Here is a 21,557-nt window from a genome sequence, read left to right as displayed (position 1 = left end):
CGCAGGGCAGCAACCGTGGTTGCAACGCACCCCATCTGCTGGTCTATGTTGCACAAGAAGTCAGAGCCGTCGCGACGCGATATAACAACAAGGTTGTGAACAGGTTCACGTTGCACTTTTGCGATGTTAGACTACGGTTTGGGTCGGTTGCCTATTTAAGGCGACCGAAGGGGAAGCTGCGCGAATGTCGATTTTTAGACAATTACTTATTATTGCGGTTCTGGCCGGGCTCGCCTACGGCGGCTTTGAAGCCTATGAGCAGTATGTCGTGGCGAATGCGCCACCGGAAAAGAGCGCACCAGCCCGCCGACGCGGGCCCGCTTTGGTTGAAACGGTGAACGCCGAGAAACGCCGGTTGAGCGAAACCGTAGAAGCGGTCGGAACGACACGCGCGCTGCAATCTATCGACATCGTGCCGCAGGCAAGCGGGCGGATCAAAGAGCTCCTCTTTGCCGCAGGTCAACACGTCAAACAGGGCGCGGTGCTTGTCCGTCTCGATGACACCATCGAGCGCGCCAACCAGACCGAAGCCCAAGCCAAGCTGACCGAGCGGGAACGGGTTTTGGACCGGGTGACGCAACTGCGCGGCTCCAATGCGGTCGCGGTGGCGACACTGGAAGATGCGACCGCCCGTCTGGCCGAAGCCCGCGCCGAGCTTGATCGCGCCAATCAACGGCTCGGAGAGCGCACCATTTATGCGCCCTTCGCCGGAACCGTCGGCTTGGCCGAGGTTGATTTCGGCGCACGTGTCAGCGCCGGCACCTTTATCACCCGGCTCGATGACTTGTCCGAGGTCGAGGTTGAATTTTCCCTTCCCGAAACCCTTTTCGCGCGGGTGAAAACGGGGCAAAAAATCACCGCTTCCAGCATCGCGTTCCCCGATCACAGCTTCATTGGCAAAATCGAAGCCGTTGATAGCCGCATCGACCCGGTGAGCCGGGCGTTTCGCACCCGTGCCGTCATCCCCAATCCTAGCGGTACCTTGCCTGCGGGGATGTTCATGTCGCTCGAACTGACGCTCTCGCAATCCGACCATATCGTGGTGCCGGAAGAGGCGATCATCTTTCAGGCGGCGGAAACCTATGTGTTCCGCGTGGCAGATGGCAAAGCCAAACGGGTGATCGTAAAAACAGGGCAACGCCGGGACGGGCTGGTTGCCATCCTTGACGGGCTGACTGAGGGCGACGAGGTGGTGGTGCGCGGGCTTCACCGCGTGCGCGATGGTGTCGAAGTCAAGGTTCAGGCCAAGACCGGTGTGGCAGCCGGCGCTCCGGAGAGCGGATCATGACGCTTTCAGACATTTCGGTGCGCCGACCGGTCCTTGCGACCGTGGCCAATCTGCTTTTGATCGTGTTCGGGGTGACGGCTTTGCTCGGCATTTCGGTGCGTGAGTTGCCCGATGTGGACAACGCCGTGGTCACGGTAACAACCAACTATCGCGGTGCCGCGCCTGAGGTGATCGACACCGACATCACCGAAACAATCGAAGGCGCAGTCGCGTCGATCTCGGGCATTCGCTCGATCAGCTCAGAAAGCCGTCAGGGGCGTTCGCGCGTCACCATCGAGTTTGAGGCCGGGCGCGATGTTGATGTGGCCGCCAATGATGTGCGCGACGCGGTCGGGCGGGTGCGCGCCAATCTGCCGCTCGCTGCGGACCTGCCCGAAGTGGTCAAAAACGACGCCGATGCCGACCCGGTGATGCGGCTTGCCGTGGTCTCCGACCGCATGACCACCGCTGAAATCACCGACTACGTGGATCGCTTTATTTCCGATCGTCTGGCCACGCTTGACGGGGTGGCAAGCCTGCAAATTTATGGCGATCGTTCCTTTGCGGTGCGCATATGGCTCGACCGGCGCGCGCTGGCCGCGCGCAAGCTGACCGTAGCGGATGTCACCAACGCGCTACAGCGCAACAATGTTGAACTCCCCGCAGGAGAGGTCACATCGACCAACCGGCAGTTGACCGTGCGGCTCAACAGTCGATTGCAAAGCATCGAGGATTTTCGCGATGTCGTCTTGGACAGGGTGGCGGGTTACCCTGTGCGCCTTGGCGACGTGGCGCGAATTGAACCGGGGGTGGAGGACGACTCAACCGTCGTTCGCAGCGATGGCCGCCCCGCAATCGGCCTCGCGGTGCAACGCCAAAGCCAGTCGAACACGCTTCAGATTTCCAACGCGGTGCGGGCAGAAATTGCGCGCATCACCCCAACCTTGCCCGAAGGAATGGAGATCCAGATCGGCTCGGATGACGCGCTGTTTGTTGGCGCATCTATCCGCGAGGTGATCAATGCGTTGATGATTTCGCTTGGGCTGGTGGTTATGGTCATCTTACTGTTTTTGCGCAGTTTTCGCGCAACCCTTATCCCGGCCATCACCATTCCTGTCTCGCTCTTGGGGGCGTTCATCCTGATTGGGGCGTGGGGCTTTTCGCTCAATACGCTGACCTTGCTGGCTCTGCTTTTGGCGATCGGGCTGGTCGTGGATGACGCAATCGTCGTGCTGGAAAACATCCAGCGCCGGATCGAGAACGGGGAAACCCCGCTGGTTGCGGCCATGAATGGCGCGCGACAGGTGACCTTTGCCGTTCTGGCCACGTCCGTCACGCTAATCGCGGTGTTTGTGCCGCTGTCGTTCATGCCGGGGCAGGTGGGCCGGCTATTTATCGAATTCGGCTGGGTCATGGCCGGGACAGTGGCAATTTCAACCTTCGTTGCGCTGACCGCCTGTCCGGCGCTGGCGTCCAAAGTGCTGCGCCCGAGCAAGGGCAAAGCAGGCGCAACAACCGAGGCCGACACCCCGCAGGGCGCTGTTCAGAAAGCCTATGCCGGTCTGTTAAATCAATGCCTGCGGATGCCGCTAGTGGTGATCCTGCTGGCGCTTGTGGTTACGGGGGGATCTGCGTTTTTCTATGAATCCCTGCCGCGCGAACTCGCCCCGAGAGAGGACAGGGGCGTGGGCTTTATCCCTCTCACTGCGCCACAGGGCAGCACCTTGGCCTATACCGATACCGCGGCCCGGCAGGTCGAAGAAATTCTACAACCTTACCTCGAAGACGGGGTGATTGAGACCGTCTTTACTTTTTCCGGCTCGGGTAACCGGTCTTGGCGTTCTTTCGTCGTCTTCCGCCTTGCACCTTGGGACGCGCGCGAACGATCGGCGTCACAGGTCGCCCGCTCCATCGCACCGAAAATGGGTCAGCTAACACGCGCGCGCGGCTTTCCGATCACGCCTGCCGGGCTTGGCCTTCGTGGCAACTCGACGCCTGTGCGTCTTGTCATAAGCGGACCGGATTTTGACAGCGTCAAAGGGTGGTCAACCGCGCTTCTGGAACGGGCCGAACAGGTCCAAGGCTTGGTCAACCCGGAAATTAATTTCGAAGAGAACCTGCCGCAACTCGAAGTGCGCATCGACCGCGCGCGCGCGGATGATCTCGGTATCTCCGTGGAGACAATCGCCTCGACCATGCAATCCATGCTGGCCTCGCTTGAGGTCACGACTTTCGTCAGCCGTGGCCGCGAATACCCCGTTATCCTTCAGGCCGAGGAACGCGACCGCCGCTCGCCATCGGACATCAACAACATCTATGTGCGCTCCGGTGACGGGCAAACGCTGGTGCCGCTGGGCGCCTTGATTTCTATCAGCGAGAACGCTGCGTCCTCCTCGCTCCGCCGCTTTGACCGGCTCCCCTCGATCCAGCTTTCGGGCGCGCTTGCGCCCGGCGCTGATCTCGGCACTGTGCTGACCGAACTGGAGCAGATCGCGGGTGAGATCGTCCCACCGCAAGGCAAGCTTGGCTTTGAAGGGCAATCGCGCACCTTCAAAGATACTTCCGCCGGGGCTAACGCCGTTTTTGCTATGGCTCTATTGATCGTTTTCCTTGTGCTGGCCGCCCAATTCGAAAGCTTTGTGCACCCGATCATCATCTTGCTGACGGTGCCGGCAGGCGTGGCCGGGGCGCTTTACGCCATGGCGATTGGCGGGCTGTCGCTCAACGTCTACAGCCAGATCGGAATTATCCTACTGATCGGACTCGTGGCCAAGAATGGCATCCTGATCGTCGAATTCGCCAACCAACTGCGCGATGAAGGCAAGGAGGTCCGCGAGGCCGTAGTGCTGGCCTCGGTCCTGCGTCTGCGACCCATTACCATGACCGTGCTGTCCACCGTTCTGGGCGCGCTGCCGTTGCTATTTGCGACCGGGGCAGGGGCGGAAAGCCGCAATGCGATCGGCACGGTTATCATCGCCGGGCTCGCTATGTCGGCCGTGCTTATGCTGGTTGTGACGCCGGTTCTCTATGACCTTCTGGCGCGGTTCACCAAACCGAGCGGTATGGTTGAGAAAGCACTTGAGCGGGATATGCGCGAGGCGCGTGAGAAAGCCGAAGAGGCCGGGAAAACCGCTTAAAGAGAAAGACAGTAGGCGAAAATTATTGTGGAACGCTCTGGCAAAAAATTGCTACCAGATGCGGTGTGAAAACGAGGGAGGTAGGGCCCAAGCGCCGCATCAGCAACCGTGATGCAAGGCGTAGCCGGTCTGAAATGCAAAAATGGCCAAAGCAAAAAATATTCTGTTCATCATGTTTGATCAGCTCCGCTGGGACTACCTGAGCTGTTACGGCCATGAGCACCTCCATACACCCAACATCGACAAACTGGCCGAACGCGGCGTGCGGTTTAACCGGTGTTATATCCAGTCACCAATCTGCGGTTCATCGCGGATGAGCACCTATACCGGGCGCTATGTGCATTCCCATGGGGCAAGCTGGAACGGCATCCCGCTCAAGGTCGGGGAAATGACATTGGGCGACCACCTGCGCAAGGTGGGGATGGATTGCGTGTTGGTGGGTAAAACGCATATGCGCGCCGACGAAGAAGGCATGGCGCGTCTCGGGCTTGAACCGGACAGCATCATTGGCGCGCGCGTGTCGGAATGCGGCTTTGACGTGTTTGAACGTGATGACGGCATGCTGCCCGAAGGGCCGGATGGGTCTTATGATCCTGACGGGGCCAAAGAATACAACAAGTGGCTCAAAGCCAAAGGCTATGAAAGCGATAACCCCTGGCACGACTTCGCCAATTCCGGTTTGGATGAAGATGGCAACGTGCTGTCCGGTTGGTTCCTCAAAAACTCGCACGAGGCGGCCAATATCGCTGAACAAGATAGCGAAACACCCTATCTAACCGGGCGCGGAATGGAGTTTATCCAAGGGCATGACGGACCTTGGTGCTGCCATCTAAGCTTTATCAAGCCGCATTGGCCCTATGTCGTTCCAGAGCCCTATGCCAGCATGTATGGCCCGGAACATATCAAACCGGTTATCCGGTCGAACGCTGAACGTGAAAACCCGCACCCGGTGTTTCAGGCCTTTATGGGCAGCAAGGTCGGCGAGGCCTTCTCGCGACAGGATGTGCGCGAGGCGGTGATCCCGGCCTATATGGGCCTGATCAAACAATGCGATGACCAGATGGGCCGCCTGTTCAAATGGCTGGAAGAGACGGGGCGCGACAAAGATACGATGATTGTGCTGACCTCGGATCATGGTGACTTTCTTGGCGACCACTGGATGGGGGAAAAGACGTTTTTCCACGACACTTCAACCGTTGTGCCGCTGATCATCTACGACCCGAGCGAGGAGGCCGACGCAACCCGTGGTACCGTCTGTGATGCATTGGTGGAATGTATCGACTTCGCACCCACGTTTGTTGAGGCGGCAGGGGGAAAGCCGGATTATCACATTCTCGAAGGCGAGAGCCTTCTGCCCATTCTGCATGGCGAGAGAACAGAAACGCTGCGCGACTATGTCATTTGCGAATATGACTATTCGGCCTCACCGATTGCGGCGATGATGGACAAAGACGTGCGCGACGCGACTATGTTTATGGTTGCCAACAAACGCTGGAAGCTGATGCATTTCGAGGGTGGGCACCTGCCGATGCTGTTCGATCTGGAAAACGATCCGCAAGAGCTTGTCGATCTTGGGGCAAGCGACGAACACGCCGAGATCATTGCCGAAATGTATGACAAACTATTTGAATGGGCGCGCCGTCCGTCACAACGCACCACCCGCAGCGAAGAGCAATTGGTCGAGATGCGCAGTAAAACGCGCAAGCGCGGCATCGTGCTCGGCGTCTATGACGAGAACGACACGCCGCTTGAACTGACCGTGCGGTATCGCGGCCGCAAGGCGCCCAACATGAAATCGGGGCCGAGCGGGGGCTGACCCTTAGGCAAAAGGCAGGGACAGCCTGGTAAACTGGGCGGCTCAGGTATCAGAGCGGATGTGCATATCGCGCAGGGCGATGGTGGCGTTCACCGCCGCTTCATTGCTGCGTTCGGCAAATCCCAGCAGCAAATCCAACTCGCTATCCGAATAGCCGGCAAGCTCTTCAAGCCATGCCGCATTGGTTTTGGCGTTGATCGCACGGACCTCTTCGATCCGTTTCATGATCGGCACCAGAAACACGCGCCGCCGGTCGCCTGTGTCACGCTCGCGCTTTATGTATCCCGCACGCTCAAGCCGGTCAACGACGCCTGTGATCGCGCCGCTGGTCAGGCCGGTTTCCTGCGCTAACCGCCCCGGTGTCGCCTTGTCGATCAAGGTGATCATGAATAGACATTCCAGATCGGTGTGATGCATGCCCAACTTGCCCGCCAACACCCCGCCGTAGAGCGTCCGCTGTGCATTTGCCGCTCTGATTGTGCGCTCGAGGCGCTCGACCTTCTGCGCTTTCTCGCGCAGGGCATCTTCGGAGGTTTTGTTGTTGACAGGCATGGCGGAAAGTCTCTTACATGTCGACTATCTTAGCAACTAAGATAATTCGGCCGATGCTGCAAGCGTCACGGGTGGGGACAAGGCTCTGACATGAAACGGCGTATTTTGATTGATACCGATCCGGGGCAGGATGACGCCCTTGCGATCCTGCTGGCGCTGAGCGCGCCAGAGCTGTTTGAAGTCGCCGCGATCACCACGGTGGCGGGCAATGTCGCGGTAGAGCAAACCACACACAATGCCCTGAAAATCTGCGCTCTCGCCGGTCGTGTTGATCTGCCGGTCCATAAGGGATGCGAAGCGCCGATCCTGCGCCCTTTGCACACGGCTGAATTTGTCTGCGGGGCCGATGGTCTGCGGGGATGGTGCTTGCAGACCCGCAACAAGACGCCGATGCCGAACACGCGGTCAACGCCATTGTCAGGGTGCTGCGCGAAAGCCGGGGCCGGTCAGCATTTGCGCCCTCGGCCCCCTCACCAATATCGCCATGGCGCTGCGGATGGCCCCCGAAATAGCAAGCCGGATCGAGCGGCTGATCATCATGGGCGGCGCACGCGACCTTGGCAACATGACCGCAGCGGCAGAGTTCAACTTTTTCGTTGATCCCCATGCGGCGGCCATGGTCTTTGGCGCGGGCATCCCGATCACGCTCTTTCCACTCAACGCCACCTATCAGGCGGTGGCATCGCCCGACCGGCTCACCGGTTTCGACCAAAGCGCGCCGGTGCAGGCACAAGTGCTGTCGATGCTCAGACGCGAACGCGCCGGCGGCGCGTCATTGGGCGGCGAGGGGGGCACCCGATGCATGACCCCTGCGTCGTCGCGTGGCTGATGTGGCCCGACCTGTTTGAGGGGCGCGATTGCAATGTCACTATTGAAACCGGCGAAGGCCCAGCCGTTGGACGATCCACTATTGACTGGTGGGGCCGTAGTGGCGAAACCGCGAATGCGCATGTCATTGGCACGCTTGATGCGGACGAAATGTTTGCGCGTATGGCGCAACGCTTGCATTCGCTTGATCGCGACCCGGAACGAACAAGGAAAGCTGTCTGATGCCACATATGTTGACTGAATTGAACAAACGCGCTGACCAATCAATCGAGGCGATGAAAACCGCCGCCGAACAGGCGCGTCACGATCACGCAGCGGCCGAATTGACCCGGCACATGCTCCTGACCACCCAGAAATTTTCCGGCCTTGGCCGTGATGGCGCGATCAAAGCGGTTGTGGCTGACTGGCTAGGCGCGTGGCATTTGTCTCGCGATGAATGGCCCGAGATCGCCGCCGAGATGGAGGCGCTAACCGGCGCCTTCTATGACTATTGCATGGATCCAACGGATGACACCGATGCAAAGGTGCGCGCCGCTTGGAAGGGCCTCAAAACAGCGCATGACACGCCCGCGCGCACGCTAGAGGATCAGATGGCCTGGCGGTCGGTCTGTTCACATGGCTGGTGGGGCGACGTTAGCCCGGCACCGGATGGCTATCGCGATCACGATGCCACACGGCCAAAACAACCCTTCTGGGCCAAGTCATGCCCGCCGGAGTGTCTTGGATGACGACAAAGAAGATCATCGAAACCTACGGCACTTTCCTCGCAGGGATCGGCTTGTTCGTGTTCCTTATGCTGTTTGCGAATAACTTCGCGTCGACGGCTAACCTGTTGAATGTGCTTAAACAGGTTAGCTTCCTGTCAATGCTGGGCTTCGGCTTTACCTTCGCGCTCATCACCTCGGAACTTGATCTCTCGTTCGCCAATGTTTGTAGCCTGTCAGCCGTGGTGATCGGTAGCCTGATCTCGGCTGACATCGCGTGGCCGATAGCGGTTGCCGCTGGCTTGGGCGCAGGGATCGTTGCCGGTGCCTTGAATGGCTTTCTCGTGACGATCCTCAAGGTTCCGTCGCTGATTTCGACGCTTGGCACGGCCTCGATCGCCAATGGGCTGGCCTTTATGATCACGGGCGGGGTGGCGTTTGTCGGGCGGTGGGATCAGAATTTTCTGTTTCTCGGTCGGGGCAAAATCGGCCCGGTTCCGGTGATCATTCTGGTGACGTTGCTTCTGTTTGTTGTTGCCTTGATCCTGTCTACGCAGACCCGCACAGGCGTGCATCTTCAAGCCACAGGTGAAAACGAAGAGGCGGCGCGCCGGTCCGGTATCAGCACGCGCCGTTGCAAGGCGCTCGGGCTTATCCTGTCCGGACTTGCCGCCGGTATCACAGCGGTGTTTCTGGTGGCCAACCTGTCTTCTGCGGCGCCGCAGATGGCGGGCGACTTCCTTTTGAATGGTATCGCTGCCACGTTGCTCGGCATGACCATGTTCACCCCCGCGAAACCCAATATCCTTGGCACATTCGTTGGCGCTCTGATCATTGTCATGCTGTCGAACGGCTTGGTCCTGCTCGGTGCTCAATATTACATTCAGGACATCATGCTCGGAATTATCATCATCGCATCAGTTGCGGTGTCTGCCTCTGTCCTCAAGAGAGCGGCCTTCGCTCTGTAACCAAACTATCAGGGAGACTATAATATGAATATATTCAAGAGCTTAACTGTCGCAGCAACTTTCGCCGGATCGGCGCTTGTCGCGACCCAAGCCGCTGCTTTCGACCTTGGCGTCGTTGCGTTCCAGATGTCTGCGGAAACGCAGGCCCGTTGTGCCAACACCGTCGGCGGCGAGGCCGAGAAATTGGGCTGGAGCACACAGGTGCTTAACTCCAACGGCTCGCTGGAAACCCATGCCTCGCAGCTCGACAACCTAATCCTGAAAGGGGTCGACGCGCTGATCCTCTGCATGTCCAAACCTGTTCAGTTCGATGGTCAGTTCCTCGCCGCAAAAGAAGCTGGCATTCCCGTCATTACCATCTCAAGCGGCGCCAGCCCGCACACGCTCTTTGATGTCACACCGAACGAATACATCATGGCTGCCGAAGCCGCGATCTATGTCCTCGGCACGATCAATTTCGAAGGCAACATCCTCGCCCAGCGGTTTGAATCCAACACCGGTGCACGTATTCGCGGCTCGATCCTCGATGCGGTTCTAGCAGAAAACCCACAGGTCAAGATCGTCGGCGAACACTCGATGGCCCGCACCAAAAGCTGGCAGGACGACGTGCGCAACGGGATGAGCGCGCTGATCCTTCAAAACGCCGGAAACTTCCAAGGGGTCTGGGCCTCGTTTGATGGGCAGGCGCTGATCATTGATGATCTGCTCAAGGAAAACGGTCTGAACAAGGGCGACGTTTCGCTTGTGTCGATTGATGGTGGTCAGGAAGTCTATCGTCGCATCAAAGACCCAAGTTCGATGATGACCGCCACCGTCGCGATCCCGTTCGAAGACATGGCCGCCAAAGCGGTGGACATGATGAACAAGATCGCTGTCGAAGGCAAAGCCAAGGACGATCTCGTTCCCGGGCCATACCTGTTCATTCCCGCCACTCTGGTCGACAAAACCAACGTGGATGAATTCTTGAAATGACCCATAACCTGCATCGTTTGATCCACAACGCGAGGGCGTCATGCCGGTAAAGATTTCGGCCAGAAACATCGTTAAATCCTACGGTGCTGTCGAAGCTTTGCGCGGCGTCAGCGTCGATATTCACGAAGGCGAAATTCACGCGATCTGTGGCGACAACGGTGCAGGTAAATCGACCTTTATCAAAATCTTGGCCGGGGTCGAACAGCCCGATAGCGGTGAGCTTCTGGTTGATGGCGAGCCGCGACAGTTCGATACGCCCAATGCCGCGCTCCGGGCCGGTCTGGCGACCATCCATCAGGATCTCGCCGTGGCCGCGGATATGTCGATCTATCAGAATATCTTCATGGGCGCAGAGCTGACCCGTAATGTCCTTGGGCTACGCCTGCTCGACAAGCGGCAAATGCGCAAGGATGCGCTTGGATTCATGTCGCTGCTCAACAAGTCGATCACCGATATGAACGCCAAGGTGACTGACCTTTCGGGCGGGCAACGGCAAGCGGTGGCGATTTGCCGGGCGCTGCGTTGGAATGCGAATGTCGTCATACTTGACGAACCCACAGCAGCACTTGGCGTGCGCGAAACCGAACAGGTGCTTGGCCTTGTGTCCTCGCTCAAAGACGCGGGAAAAACCGTGATCCTGATCAGCCACGCGATGCAAGACGTTGCAGCGCTCGCCGACAGGGTAACGATCCTGCGCACCGGAAAGACCCAGATAAGCCTTGAGGGCGGCGATCTGACCGCTGACAGCCTGTCACACTATATCTTGAGCGGCGAAGCCAATCGCATACACTGAACCACGGGCGCGCGCGACGTCGCGTGCGCAAAAGATGGGCGAGCCGGAGCATGTCTCATATATTGGCGTTTGATCTTGGCGGCAGCAGCCTCAGGCTTGCACTTGTCGCCCCCGACGGAAGCTTTTCCGCCTTCTCACGCACGCCCTTAGAAATCACCCAAACAGGGCAGGGCCAATTCGAAGCAGATCCCGCCATCTGGTGGGATGCATTCGTTAATTCCTGTGGCGAAATGGCCCAAGCTGGCCATGATTTTTCACAGGTTTCTGCCGTGGCGGGATGCGGGTTCACCCGCAGTCAGGTGTTTCTTGATGGCGCTGGCAGCCCCCTCAGACCCGCGATCACATTTCAGGATGCGCGCGCCGCCGCGACACTGGACACAATGAAATCCACGGCAAACACAGCGGTGCGAGAGCAATTGCAAAGGCTCAACCCGTTTGACCCCTTGGCCCGTTTGCTTTGGCTAAAAACCACCGAACCTGAGACATGGCAAAAGCTGCGCAGCGTTCTGGAGCCCAAAGACTTTTTGAACCTGCAACTCACCGGACATTCCGCATCGGACCGGATTTCGCAAACCCCGATGGCGCGCAACCTTGGGAGCGACCCGGACGACACATTGGCGGCTCTGGGGATCGGCGCAGACATTCTGCCAGAGCAGAAGTCGCCCTTCGACAGCGTCGGACAGGTGAAAGCGGGCCTGCCATTTCCGCTCTCTGAGATGGCCAATGCGCCGGTCTATTGCGGTTCGTTCGATACATGGAGCGGCGTGCTCGGCTCCGGTGCCCTCAGGCAAGGCGCGGCCTATAGCATTTCCGGCACCAGCGATGTGTTCGGCGTCATGTCTGACAGGCACACAACGGCAGAGGGCTTGCTAACGGTCGAATGGGGGCCGAACCTTTGGCAGATCGGCGGACCAAGCCAAGGGGCTGCCACACGCCTACAGTGGGCGATGGAGCGGTTCTTCCCCGGCGCCCCGAGGGATGAGGTTCTCAACGCCGCTTTTGCGCGTACTCAAGCCGCGCCCCTGTTCCTGCCTTACCTGGATGGAGAGCGCACGCCGCTTTGGGATCCTGATCTGAGCGGTGCGTTTCTCGGAGTGCGAAGCGTTCACGAAAACGCGGATTTCGTGCGTGGCGTTGCCGAAGGGATCAATTATCTCGCGCGCGAAGTGATGGACCGCGCCGAACAGGCCTGTGGTCAGCCGGTCTCCCATGTCAGCTTTTCTGGCGGGATGTCTGGCACACCTGCATTGTGCCAGCTCAAGGCTGATACCCTGCAACGTCCGGTTCATGTGCCCTGTAACCATGAGACCGGGCTTGTCGGCGCGGCGCATGTGGCGCGGCGCGCGATGACAGGCAATGATGAACTGCCGGTGGCATTTATCGAATACCTGCCCGATGTCAGCACACGACCCTACCATGACCAGCGGTTCGCAATCTTTCGCGCCGCAAGCGAAGCCGTCACGCCCGTGTCGCATCAGTTAAACAAAATCGAACCGACGGGCGGTGCGTAACCTGAAACACGAGCCTCCGACCTTGGGGTTGCAATGGTATATGACGACACCCATCACCCGATGCGTCGTCCAGTGGCAATGTTAGATGTTCGCACCAAGGGCGGGCTCGCGGTTGCTGCCCACCTCAATTCAGGTCCTGCAACAATCGCCCATGCCGGCGGGTCTGCTCAATCACCTGCCCAAAGCTGGCAAATCCACGCGACCGCAGCATCGGCAACATCTTGCAAAGCACTTCGGCGGTGGCCTGTGCATCGCCCAATGCCGTGTGACGCATAAGGGGCGGAATGCTCACCCCCAGCCGATCACATAGCGCGTCAAGCGTGTGCTCTTCGCTTGCTCCGAACAAAATCGCCGATAGCAAAACGGTATCAAGGATCGGATGATCCCACACCAAGCCCGAGACTTTGGCATGGCGACGTAAAAACGCCATGTCAAACGGCGCATTATGAGCAACAATCACCGCGCCACGGGCAAAGCTGTGAAACGCGCGCCCGGCAGTTTGAATGTCGGGGGCATCAATGACCATGTCGTCGGTCACCCGATGCACCTTGATCGACGACGACGGTATTTTCATACCGGGGTTCACCAACTGGTCCATCAACTCGCCCGAGACAATTTTGCCATTCACCACACGCACAGCGCCGATCTGTACGATCTCGTCCTTATTGGGAAGCAAGCCCGTGGTTTCGGTGTCAAACACCACATAGTTCAACCCCTCAATGGGGCGATCCTCAATCGCCTTTTCGCTGTCATGCTCCAACAGATCAAAATCATAGGTCAGCGGACGCGCCTCGTTGGGGGCGATCATTGCATGTGCGTCGTCAATCACGATCATATACCCCGGCGCTTGCCCCAAGGGTTTCAAGCGTGCATCAAACCGCAGGCTGCCTTCAACGCCACAGACCTCAAAACTCACGTCACGCTGCGCTTGTTGTAGCTTCTCATAGGCCTCCAAAAGCGTATCTTGGCGGAAATATTCAAAGACCGACGCATTCAGCCGGGGCGCATGAATTTGACCCAAAACCGCCGCTGCCTGCCCGTCATACAGAACGATCTGATGGGTCGGGCTTACCACGATCATGGCCACCGGAATTTCGGTCAGTAGGGTGGTCAGCCGGTCTTTTTCCGCTGCGAGCCGCGCAGTTTCGGCCGCCACCTTGGCAGCAGCGTTCATGGTGGAATGCGAAAGCTGACCTGAAACCGCCTGCGCCGCGGGTCCAAGATCGCCCAGATACCGCGCCTGATGGGTGTCCACCGTGACGTCAACATCGGCATGGGCGCGCGTGCGCATATTCGCAGCCAGCCGCTCAATCGGCTTGGCGACGTTTTCATCAAAAAGCAGCCACACCCCGACGGCCACCGCGACAAACCCAAAGGTGGCAAGGATGCCAACAAACACAAACGCCGAGGCTTCCTCGCCGACAACCATCCGCCGGTATCCAAGAAGCAGCGCACCGGCGATGATCGCAACGCCCGTCGCCGCGATAAAGACAAAGAAAAGAAAGACCCGAAGGCGCAATCCCAACTTGGTCAACATCAGCCCGCACCACAAATGGCAACAAGGGTCGGGTCATCCGCTGCAACCTTGACCCAATCGACACCTTCGATCTTGCCATCCTCCCCAAAGCTCACCCCATCGGTAAGCGCGGCTCGGCGTGGATTGGCGCAATCGGTAAACACGGGCAGCTTGTGAACCGGCGCCCATCGCCCGAAATAATACATATCGGCAAGCTTGTTGTCGGGGCGCGATTTATGCGTCTTGATTGATCCCTTGTCGAGCGCGGCAAACCGTTCGACATAAGGGTAAAGATAGGTCCAAGGCCGATAAAACGCTTTGGTCTCAACCGTCTCAACCACAATCAACCCTTCAGGAAGCGCCGCCTTGGTGCGGGGGAACCAGCCGTATTCGTTGCTAATGGTCACGGCGATCATCGCCGCCCCAGCCCCAACAGGCACAAGCCATTTTGGCAGGCGGCCCCCCATCAGCTTGTTCAGCAGCATCACGACACCCGCAGCGGCAATGCCTGCGAAAATCGTTGCGATCAGTTCAAGGAACATTTGCGTCCTCCCTTGCGCTTCACCCGCGGCCAACGTCTCTGATGGCGGCGGGAAAACGGGTTGATTTAACTTAGCATACCACGCCCGTGCCCTATGGCCGACTGCATGGTTTTCACCACCACAAACGCATCGCGCAGGTGGCTGCGCTCAAAATCCGACAGCTCGGAAGGCATCAGATAATTGTCCGGCGTTTGCCCCGCTTTGACACGCCGTGCCTGATGCAAAAGCCGGGTCTCGGCGATCAGGTCATAGGCATCCAGCAGATCGCTCGCCCCGGATCGGCTCAACTCTCCTGCCTCGCGCGCCTCTTGCAAACGGGCGCGCGTGTTGACCGGCGCAAGCCTCCCGCGTAACGCATAGATCCGCGCCAGATCAACAATCGGCACGACCCCGTTGTGCTTCATGTCCAGCGCATCCTTATGCTCTCCCGACCGGATTGTCGCCAACCCCCGCAGCAACCCCAACGGCGGCGTGTGCTTTAGCGAATTGCTCACCATATGGGCCACGAAAATCGAATTGTCGCTCGCGGTTTTAAGCGTCACGTCCTGAAGGTTGCGAAACAGCGCCTCATCGCCGCCAATCGGGCGCAGATCGAACATGACCGAGGCCAGCATCTGTGCTTCGGGGTCGGGTTTGTTGATCCAGGCGTTGAAGTAGTCCTTCCAAACGCGCAGGGGCTGACACCACCGAGGGTTGGTCGCCATCATGTCGCCGGGGCAGTAAACATAGCCACATGTGTTCAGCCCATCGGTCACGAATTTGGCAAGCTCGGCGAAATAGCCGGTGACATCCGCTTCGCTCACATCGTCGTGCAAGAACAGGCAATTGTCCTGATCGCTCACCCCGGTCTGTTCCTGCCGCCCTTGCGAGCCACAGGCGAGCCAGAGGTAAGGCACGGGTGGTTTGCCCAGTTTCGCCTCTGCCAGCGCCAAAAGGCGCCGGGTGGCGGTGTCGGCAATGTCGGTGATCAGGCGCGTGACCACCTCGTGCCGGCTGCCTCCGGCAACCAGCTGAACCAAAAGTTGCGGAATGCGCGCGGTCACTTCGGCCATGGCGTCGCCGTCTTTGGCACGGGCAATTTCGCTCACCAATTCGGCCGAGCTTATGGCCTGAAAACGGGTCAGATCGGTTTGCGTCACAATCCCGACCAACCTGCCGGCTTCGACGATCGGCACATGCCCGACCTGCCGCTCCATCATCAAATGAAGCACATCCGAGCCGATAGCCGAAGGCGCAAGCGTGATCGGATTGGCCGTCATGACCTCGGCCACCGGGGTGGACACGGGCAACGCCTCGGCCAACACTTTGCCCGACAGATCGCGCGTGGTGACAATCCCGCGCAACAGGTCCGCGCCCTCCGTCACACAAAGCGAAGAGACCCGCTTGTCTCGCATGCTGCGCGCAGCCTCGCGAACCGTGGTCTGCGCGGAACAGGTGATCGGGTTTGCCGCCATAAGGGTTTCGACACGGCTGGTGGCAAGGTCGTTCCCGGCAGGCCGCGGCCCACGGGAGCGGTCAAAAACCGCTTCACGGCGTCGTGCCCTGCGATCAACGTATGAAACGGGGCAGGGGGCAGCACCAAAAGCGTGGCAGCCGCCTTGGCATGTGCCGAGGTCACGGCCGTCCCGTCGCGCAACAATCCGCGCTCGCCAAAAGAGTTTCGCGCGCCAAGAAGGCTCACGATTTCTCCATTCGCGTCGCGCACTTCGACCAAACCGTCAAAAACGATGCACAATCCCGGCAGGGTATCACCCAGCTCATAAATCACCGCGCCGGGTTCAACCTGCATCACCTCAAATTTCCCGACCAGCGCCTCAAGCGCCTCGGATGATAGGCTGTCATAGGGGTGAACCGCTTGCAGGAACCGCAGGATTTGATCGCGCGAATGGGGCATAGGAAGGCCTTGTTCGGAAAAATGAAAACCCTGCCCGATCTGCACCGGACAGGATCAGATTACCAGAGGGCGAGGGGCCATGCCATGGCCGCTCGCCGTTCTGCATTAGTGATCCTGCGCGGCACTCGCACCACGCGGCACGCGCACACTTTGCACCAGATCCTTGATCTCCTGCGGAGTCTCTTTCGTCGCGCTAGACACCAGATAGGCCACGATAAAGTTGACCGCAGCACCCACCGCGCCGAACGACGTCGACTTGATGGTCCCAAGCAGCGGATCCGCATCGCTAAAGCTGGCGGTATCGGGGATAAACAGCCACCCCTTGTGCAGGAAGATGTAGACCAGCGTCACACCAAGGCCCGCCAACATCCCGGCAACCGCACCGGTGTTGTTGATCTTGGTCGAGAAGATCCCCATCATCAGTGCCGGAAAGATCGACGCCGCCGCAAGACCAAAGGCCAAAGCCACAGTCTGCGCCGCAAAGCCCGGCGGGTTGAGGCCAAGATAGGTCGCAACCGCGATGGCAACGGCCATAGCGATCCGCGCCGACAGCAACTCTCCCTTTTCCGAGATTTGCGGGTTGATCGAGCCTTTGATCAGGTCGTGTGACACCGCTGACGAAATCGCCAGCAACAAACCAGCAGCCGTCGAAAGCGCTGCTGCAAGACCACCAGCAGCCACCAGACCGATCACCCAAGAGGGCAGGTTGGCTATCTCCGGATTGGCCAGAACAAGGATGTCGCGGTTGAACTTGGTAAGCTCATTCCCGGTCCAGCCCTTCTCAGCGGCCAACGCCTGCATGTCGGCATTCTTGTCATTGTAATACTGGATTTTGCCGTCGCCATTCTTGTCTTCCCAATCGAGAAGGCCAGTCTTCTGCCACGTTGCCATCCAGTCATAGCGCGTATCGTTTTCGATCTGCTCAACGCTCACAGCCTCGCCGTTGACGCCGCCATTTGGCCACATCATTTCGGTGATATTGAGACGGGCCATGCCCCCCACAGCCGGAGCCGTCAGGTAAAGCAGCGCGATAAAGACCAGCGCCCAACCCGCCGACCAACGTGCATCAGCCACACGCGGCACGGTGAAAAAGCGCATGATGACATGCGGCAAACCGGCGGTGCCGATCATCAGGCTCAGCGTGAACAAAACCATGTTGAGCGTATCGGCATGGTGCGTCGTGTATTCGTTAAAGCCCAGCTCTTTGACAACAGCGTCAAGCTTGGCCAACAACGGCTCGCCGCTAGCTGTGTGCTCACCAAAAAGACCCAACGCAGGGATCGGATTGCCGGTAAGCTGCAACGAAATGAACACGGCGGGAATGGTATAGGCGAGGATAAGAACGCAATATTGCGCCACCTGCGTATAGGTCACACCTTTCATGCCGCCAAACACCGCATAGGCAAACACCACGCATGCCCCGATCAAAAGACCGGTCGTGTTGGACACCTCAAGAAAGCGGCCAAAGGCCACGCCGACGCCGGTCATTTGCCCGATCACATAAGTGGTCGAGGCCACGATCAAACAGATCACGGCCACGATCCGGGCTGTGGGGCTGTAAAACCGATCGCCAATAAACTCGGACACGGTGTATTTGCCAAACTTGCGCAGATAAGGCGCAAGCAAAAGCGCCAGCAAGACGTAGCCGCCTGTCCAGCCCATCAGGTATGTCGAGTTGTCGTAACCTGTAAAGGCAATGAGACCCGCCATCGAGATGAACGAGGCCGCCGACATCCAGTCAGCCGCCGTTGCCATCCCGTTGGTGACCGGGTGAATGCCGCGTCCCGCAGCATAAAATTCAGACGTTGATCCGGCACGAGCCCAGATCGCGATGCCGATGTAGAGCGCGAACGACGCGCCCACAAACAGCAGGTTGATTGTAAACTGATCCATCTGTCCCCTTGTCCTTATTCTTCTTCGACGCCGTGTTCACGGTCGAGCTTGTTCATCCGCCAGGCGTAAAAGAAAATCAGCGCCAGAAAGACAATGATTGACCCTTGCTGGGCAAACCAGAAGCCAAGGTCAGACCCGCCAACGGCGATGCCGCTCAGCATCGGACGCAGCAGAATGCCGAACCCGAAAGAGACCAGCGCCCAGATCACGAGGCTGACCAGAATTATGCGCACATTGGCGGACCAATAAGCGTTGTTGGATGTATCTTCAGACATAGCTTCATCCTCCTCCTAAATGAGGTTGCAACGACGCTACCGTGGCTCATCCACGGCGCGTTTCCTTATGGAGTTCGACCTTAGGCTGTCGTCTTGGCGACAATCGTTTTCAGGCCGTTAGCGATTGCATTGATCTCGCCCATGGCGTCGATCCGGTGCAAAGCGCCCTGTCGGTCGTAATAAGAAATCAAAGGCGCGGTTTGCGCGTGATAGGCCGCAAGCCGCGAGGCCACGGTCTCGGCGTTGTCATCGGCGCGGCGTTTCATGTCCGTGCCGCCGCATTTGTCACATACACCGTCTTTGGCAGTGGGTTTGAACCTGTCGTGATAGCCTTCTCCGCAGGTGCCACAGGTAAAGCGGCCCGAAATCCGCGCCACCATCGCCGCGTCTTCCACCTCAAGGCTGATCGCCGCGTTGATCTTTGCGCCAGTCTCACGCAACAGCGTATCCAGCGCTTCGGCCTGAACCGTTGTGCGTGGGAAGCCGTCAAGGATCACGCCCTTGGCACAATCGGCCTCGCCAAGGCGGTCACGCAGAATGGCGATGACGATCTCGTCACTGACAAGCTCTCCCGCCTCCATAACGGCTTTGGCGGCCTTTCCGGCCTCGGTGCCAGCGGCCACAGCCGCCCGCAACAGATCGCCAGTGGAAAGCTGAACAAGCCCGAATTTTTCTTCCAGCTTGCGCGCCTGTGTGCCTTTCCCGGCCCCCGGAGGGCCGAGAAGGATCAACACCGGCGCGGCGAGTGTGTTAGCAGCTTCCATCACGCTCACCCCTTGTTCATCCGGTTGTCGATCAATTCATCCACAACCGCCGGTTCGGCAAGGGTCGAGATATCGCCCAACGCGCCGAAATCATCCTCGGCAATCTTGCGCAGGATACGGCGCATGATTTTGCCCGAACGGGTTTTCGGCAGGCCGGGCGCCCATTGGATAAGGTCCGGCGCGGCAATCGGGCCGATTTCGGTGCGCACCCATGTACGCAGCTCTTTGCGCAGATCTTCGGTCGGCTCAACCCCGTTCATCAACGTGACATAGCAATAGATGCCTTGTCCTTTGATATCATGCGGGTAGCCCACAACGGCGGCCTCGGCCACGGCCGAATGCGCCACCAGCGCACTTTCGACCTCGGCGGTGCCCATCCGGTGACCGGATACGTTGATCACGTCATCAACCCGACCGGTGATCCAATAATCGCCATCCGCGTCACGCCGACAGCCGTCACCGGCAAAGTAATAGCCCTTGTAGTCCGCGAAGTAGGTCTTCTCGAACCGCTCATGATCGCCCCAAACGGTGCGCATCTGGCCGGGCCAGCTGGCCTTGATGCACAGCACGCCCTCGGTCGGGGATTCACTGATCTCCTCGCCGCTGGTCGGCTCAAGCACAACGGGCTGCACCCCAAAGAACGGGCGCATCGCCGCACCGGGCTTTGTCGCATGAGCGCCGGGCAGGGGGGTCATCATGTGGCCGCCGGTCTCGGTCTGCCACCATGTGTCAACGATCGGACAGCGCCCGCCGCCAACCACGTCGTTATACCAAGTCCACGCCTCGGGGTTGATCGGCTCTCCAACTGTGCCAAGAATGCGCAACGACGACAGATCACATTTCTCGACAAAGTCGTTCCCTTGCCCCATCAAAGCGCGCAACGCGGTGGGGGCAGTGTAAAACTGGTTCACCTTATGCTTCTCGCACACCTGCCAAAAGCGACTGGCATCGGGATACGTCGGCACCCCTTCAAACATCAACGTCGTGCCACCATTGGCCAGCGGCCCATAAACGATATAGCTGTGGCCCGTGACCCAACCAACATCGGCGGTGCACCAGTAAATATCGCCGTCATGGTAATCGAACGTGATCTCATGGGTCATCGCCGCATAGACGAGATAGCCGCCAGAGCAATGCACAACTCCCTTGGGCTGCCCGGTCGAACCAGAGGTATAGAGAATAAACAGCGGATCCTCGGCGTTCACCTCTTCTGGCGGGCAATCCGCGGAGACGGTCTCAAGCTCCTCATGCAGCCAGAAATCCAGCCCATTGCGCCACGCCACCTGATCGCCGGTGCGCTGGACCACAAGGCACTTCACCTCGTCAAAATCATTCAGCAGGGCTTGGTTTACGTTGTCTTTCAGCTTGGTGCGCCGCCCGCCACGCGGGGCGGTGTCTGCGGTAATCACCAGCTTGGCATCACAGCCATTGACCCGCGCGCCAAGCGCATCGGGCGAAAAGCCTGCAAAAACGATGGAATGGATCGCACCGATCCGCGCACAGGCCAGCATTGCATAGGCGGCCTCGGGGATCATCGGAAGGTAAATGACAACCCGGTCGCCTTTTTCAATGCCCAGCTTCTTCAGCACATTGGCGAATTTGCTGACATTGGTATGAAGCTGCGCATAGGTGATGTGCTGCGCATCTTCGCTCGGGTCGTCCGGCTCAAAAATGATCGCGGTCTGATCTCCGCGCGTGGCAAGATGACGGTCGACACAGTTGGCCGATACGTTCAACGTGCCATCTTCGAACCACTTGATGTCGATGTTGCCGGGCTCGAACGAGGCGTTCTGCACTTTGGTAAAGGGCTTGATCCAGTCAATCCGCTTGCCGTGCTCCCTCCAGAACGCGTCTGGATCGGCGATGGATGCCGCATACATGGCATCATATTTCGCCGCGTCTACATGAGCGTTGGACACGATCTCCGCGGACGGGGGATAGCTGTTCTGTTGTGTGGCGTCAATCGGCATCTTGGTTCCTCCCTCAAGCCGTTGGATTTGATGCGCCCTGCCTCCTCAACTAAGCGTGAGCGCAACTTTCCGATGTCAAACGGATCATAGCAAAAAATGCAAAGTTTTGAATAACCATGCCAAAGGAAACGAAAATTCTGTAAATTTGTTTTCCG

The 21,557-nt window shown here is 58.8% G+C and carries 18 protein-coding genes and 1 pseudogene; 10 read left to right on the top strand and 9 right to left on the bottom strand.

Annotated elements, in window-relative coordinates:
• The first annotated feature begins 184 nt into the window (after positions 1 to 184).
• From N4R57_11115 to N4R57_11105, 3 genes are all read left to right on the top strand, one after another.
• Complete coding sequence (locus N4R57_11115) at positions 185 to 1,288, top strand: efflux RND transporter periplasmic adaptor subunit (GenBank protein ID UYV35625.1); 1,104 nt, start codon at positions 185 to 187, stop codon at positions 1,286 to 1,288.
• Complete coding sequence (locus N4R57_11110; protein ID UYV35624.1) at positions 1,285 to 4,404, top strand: efflux RND transporter permease subunit; 3,120 nt, start codon at positions 1,285 to 1,287, stop codon at positions 4,402 to 4,404. The genes N4R57_11115 and N4R57_11110 overlap by 4 nt, the downstream gene beginning before the upstream one ends.
• 142 nt (positions 4,405 to 4,546) lie before the next feature.
• Positions 4,547 to 6,220: a sulfatase-like hydrolase/transferase gene (locus N4R57_11105; GenBank protein UYV35623.1), complete on the top strand. Its 1,674-nt coding sequence runs from the start codon at positions 4,547 to 4,549 to the stop codon at positions 6,218 to 6,220.
• A 42-nt stretch (positions 6,221 to 6,262) separates the two neighbouring features.
• Here the strand turns inward: N4R57_11105 and N4R57_11100 are convergent, their stop codons facing one another.
• Together N4R57_11100 and N4R57_11095 are read right to left on the bottom strand one after the other, a co-directional pair.
• The gene (locus N4R57_11100; GenBank protein UYV35622.1) at positions 6,263 to 6,772 is read right to left on the bottom strand and encodes a MarR family transcriptional regulator; all 510 of its coding nucleotides are present in this window, start codon (positions 6,770 to 6,772) and stop codon (positions 6,263 to 6,265) included.
• A 36-nt stretch (positions 6,773 to 6,808) separates the two neighbouring features.
• Positions 6,809 to 7,057 (bottom strand): hypothetical protein, encoded by a 249-nt coding sequence (locus N4R57_11095; GenBank protein ID UYV35621.1) that lies wholly within the window; start codon positions 7,055 to 7,057, stop codon positions 6,809 to 6,811.
• 61 nt (positions 7,058 to 7,118) lie between these two features.
• Between N4R57_11095 and N4R57_11090 the strand changes: the two genes are divergently transcribed.
• The 7 genes from N4R57_11090 to N4R57_11060 are packed head-to-tail and all read left to right on the top strand — an operon-like array spanning position 7,119 to position 12,548.
• Entirely contained in the window at positions 7,119 to 7,601 is a 483-nt protein-coding gene (locus tag N4R57_11090) for a nucleoside hydrolase (protein ID UYV35620.1), read from the top strand.
• Positions 7,571 to 7,822, top strand: coding sequence for a nucleoside hydrolase (locus tag N4R57_11085; protein UYV35619.1), 252 nt, complete (start codon positions 7,571 to 7,573; stop codon positions 7,820 to 7,822). Before N4R57_11090 ends, N4R57_11085 begins: the two co-directional genes overlap by 31 nt.
• Positions 7,822 to 8,328 carry a hypothetical protein gene (locus tag N4R57_11080; GenBank protein ID UYV35618.1) on the top strand — a complete coding sequence of 169 codons (507 nt, stop codon included), beginning with the start codon at positions 7,822 to 7,824 and terminating at the stop codon, positions 8,326 to 8,328. The genes N4R57_11085 and N4R57_11080 overlap by 1 nt, the downstream gene beginning before the upstream one ends.
• On the top strand, positions 8,325 to 9,272 hold the full coding sequence (locus N4R57_11075; GenBank protein UYV35617.1) for an ABC transporter permease: 948 nt from the start codon (positions 8,325 to 8,327) through the stop codon (positions 9,270 to 9,272). Before N4R57_11080 ends, N4R57_11075 begins: the two co-directional genes overlap by 4 nt.
• 24 nt (positions 9,273 to 9,296) lie before the next feature.
• A complete protein-coding gene (locus tag N4R57_11070) occupies positions 9,297 to 10,244 on the top strand; it encodes a sugar ABC transporter substrate-binding protein (protein UYV35616.1) in 948 nt (315 codons plus the stop codon).
• A 40-nt stretch (positions 10,245 to 10,284) separates the two neighbouring features.
• Positions 10,285 to 11,037 carry an ATP-binding cassette domain-containing protein gene (locus N4R57_11065; protein ID UYV35615.1) on the top strand — a complete coding sequence of 251 codons (753 nt, stop codon included), beginning with the start codon at positions 10,285 to 10,287 and terminating at the stop codon, positions 11,035 to 11,037.
• A 50-nt stretch (positions 11,038 to 11,087) separates the two neighbouring features.
• Positions 11,088 to 12,548, top strand: a complete 1,461-nt coding sequence (locus N4R57_11060) for an FGGY-family carbohydrate kinase (GenBank protein UYV35614.1) — start codon at positions 11,088 to 11,090, stop codon at positions 12,546 to 12,548.
• Positions 12,549 to 12,672: 124 nt separating this feature from the next.
• On the opposite strand, the gene N4R57_11055 is transcribed toward N4R57_11060, so the two are convergent.
• The 7 genes and pseudogenes from N4R57_11055 to acs all read right to left on the bottom strand — a co-directional run bounded on the left by N4R57_11055 (position 12,673) and on the right by acs (position 21,402).
• Positions 12,673 to 14,085 (bottom strand): exonuclease domain-containing protein, encoded by a 1,413-nt coding sequence (locus N4R57_11055; GenBank protein UYV35613.1) that lies wholly within the window; start codon positions 14,083 to 14,085, stop codon positions 12,673 to 12,675.
• A complete protein-coding gene (locus tag N4R57_11050; protein ID UYV35612.1) occupies positions 14,085 to 14,606 on the bottom strand; it encodes a hypothetical protein in 522 nt (173 codons plus the stop codon). The genes N4R57_11055 and N4R57_11050 overlap by 1 nt, the downstream gene beginning before the upstream one ends.
• A gap of 65 nt (positions 14,607 to 14,671) precedes the next feature.
• Positions 14,672 to 16,500: pseudogene (locus tag N4R57_11045) on the bottom strand (DUF294 nucleotidyltransferase-like domain-containing protein).
• 105 nt (positions 16,501 to 16,605) lie between these two features.
• Complete coding sequence (locus tag N4R57_11040; protein UYV35611.1) at positions 16,606 to 18,393, bottom strand: cation acetate symporter; 1,788 nt, start codon at positions 18,391 to 18,393, stop codon at positions 16,606 to 16,608.
• A 14-nt stretch (positions 18,394 to 18,407) separates the two neighbouring features.
• Positions 18,408 to 18,668, bottom strand: coding sequence for a DUF4212 domain-containing protein (locus N4R57_11035; GenBank protein ID UYV35610.1), 261 nt, complete (start codon positions 18,666 to 18,668; stop codon positions 18,408 to 18,410).
• Between the two features lie 80 nt (positions 18,669 to 18,748).
• Positions 18,749 to 19,432, bottom strand: a complete 684-nt coding sequence (locus N4R57_11030; GenBank protein ID UYV39480.1) for an adenylate kinase — start codon at positions 19,430 to 19,432, stop codon at positions 18,749 to 18,751.
• Between the two features lie 5 nt (positions 19,433 to 19,437).
• Complete coding sequence (gene acs / locus N4R57_11025) at positions 19,438 to 21,402, bottom strand: acetate--CoA ligase (GenBank protein UYV39479.1); 1,965 nt, start codon at positions 21,400 to 21,402, stop codon at positions 19,438 to 19,440.
• Positions 21,403 to 21,557 lie beyond the last annotated feature (155 nt).

The organism is Rhodobacteraceae bacterium D3-12 (assembly GCA_025916135.1).
In the GTDB taxonomy this organism is placed as follows: domain Bacteria; phylum Pseudomonadota; class Alphaproteobacteria; order Rhodobacterales; family Rhodobacteraceae; genus JAKGBX01.
Note: the sequence above shows the minus strand (reverse complement) of the source record. Positions and strands in the feature narration are given on the sequence as shown.

Bases quoted from the DNA above. Each gene is read 5' to 3' on its own strand.
- N4R57_11115 (UYV35625.1), top strand. From the start codon at position 185: ATGTCGATTTTTAGACAATTACTTATTATTGCGGTTCTGGCCGGGCTC.
- N4R57_11110 (UYV35624.1), top strand. From the start codon at position 1,285: ATGACGCTTTCAGACATTTCGGTGCGCCGACCGGTCCTTGCGACCGTG.
- N4R57_11105 (UYV35623.1), top strand. From the start codon at position 4,547: ATGGCCAAAGCAAAAAATATTCTGTTCATCATGTTTGATCAGCTCCGC.
- N4R57_11100 (UYV35622.1), bottom strand. From the start codon at position 6,772: ATGCCTGTCAACAACAAAACCTCCGAAGATGCCCTGCGCGAGAAAGCG.
- N4R57_11095 (UYV35621.1), bottom strand. From the start codon at position 7,057: ATGGACCGGCAGATCAACACGACCGGCGAGAGCGCAGATTTTCAGGGC.
- N4R57_11090 (UYV35620.1), top strand. From the start codon at position 7,119: ATGGTCTGCGGGGATGGTGCTTGCAGACCCGCAACAAGACGCCGATGC.
- N4R57_11085 (UYV35619.1), top strand. From the start codon at position 7,571: ATGCATGACCCCTGCGTCGTCGCGTGGCTGATGTGGCCCGACCTGTTT.
- N4R57_11080 (UYV35618.1), top strand. From the start codon at position 7,822: ATGCCACATATGTTGACTGAATTGAACAAACGCGCTGACCAATCAATC.
- N4R57_11075 (UYV35617.1), top strand. From the start codon at position 8,325: ATGACGACAAAGAAGATCATCGAAACCTACGGCACTTTCCTCGCAGGG.
- N4R57_11070 (UYV35616.1), top strand. From the start codon at position 9,297: ATGAATATATTCAAGAGCTTAACTGTCGCAGCAACTTTCGCCGGATCG.
- N4R57_11065 (UYV35615.1), top strand. From the start codon at position 10,285: ATGCCGGTAAAGATTTCGGCCAGAAACATCGTTAAATCCTACGGTGCT.
- N4R57_11060 (UYV35614.1), top strand. From the start codon at position 11,088: ATGTCTCATATATTGGCGTTTGATCTTGGCGGCAGCAGCCTCAGGCTT.
- N4R57_11055 (UYV35613.1), bottom strand. From the start codon at position 14,085: ATGTTGACCAAGTTGGGATTGCGCCTTCGGGTCTTTCTTTTCTTTGTC.
- N4R57_11050 (UYV35612.1), bottom strand. From the start codon at position 14,606: ATGTTCCTTGAACTGATCGCAACGATTTTCGCAGGCATTGCCGCTGCG.
- N4R57_11040 (UYV35611.1), bottom strand. From the start codon at position 18,393: ATGGATCAGTTTACAATCAACCTGCTGTTTGTGGGCGCGTCGTTCGCG.
- N4R57_11035 (UYV35610.1), bottom strand. From the start codon at position 18,668: ATGTCTGAAGATACATCCAACAACGCTTATTGGTCCGCCAATGTGCGC.
- N4R57_11030 (UYV39480.1), bottom strand. From the start codon at position 19,432: ATGGAAGCTGCTAACACACTCGCCGCGCCGGTGTTGATCCTTCTCGGC.
- acs (UYV39479.1), bottom strand. From the start codon at position 21,402: ATGCCGATTGACGCCACACAACAGAACAGCTATCCCCCGTCCGCGGAG.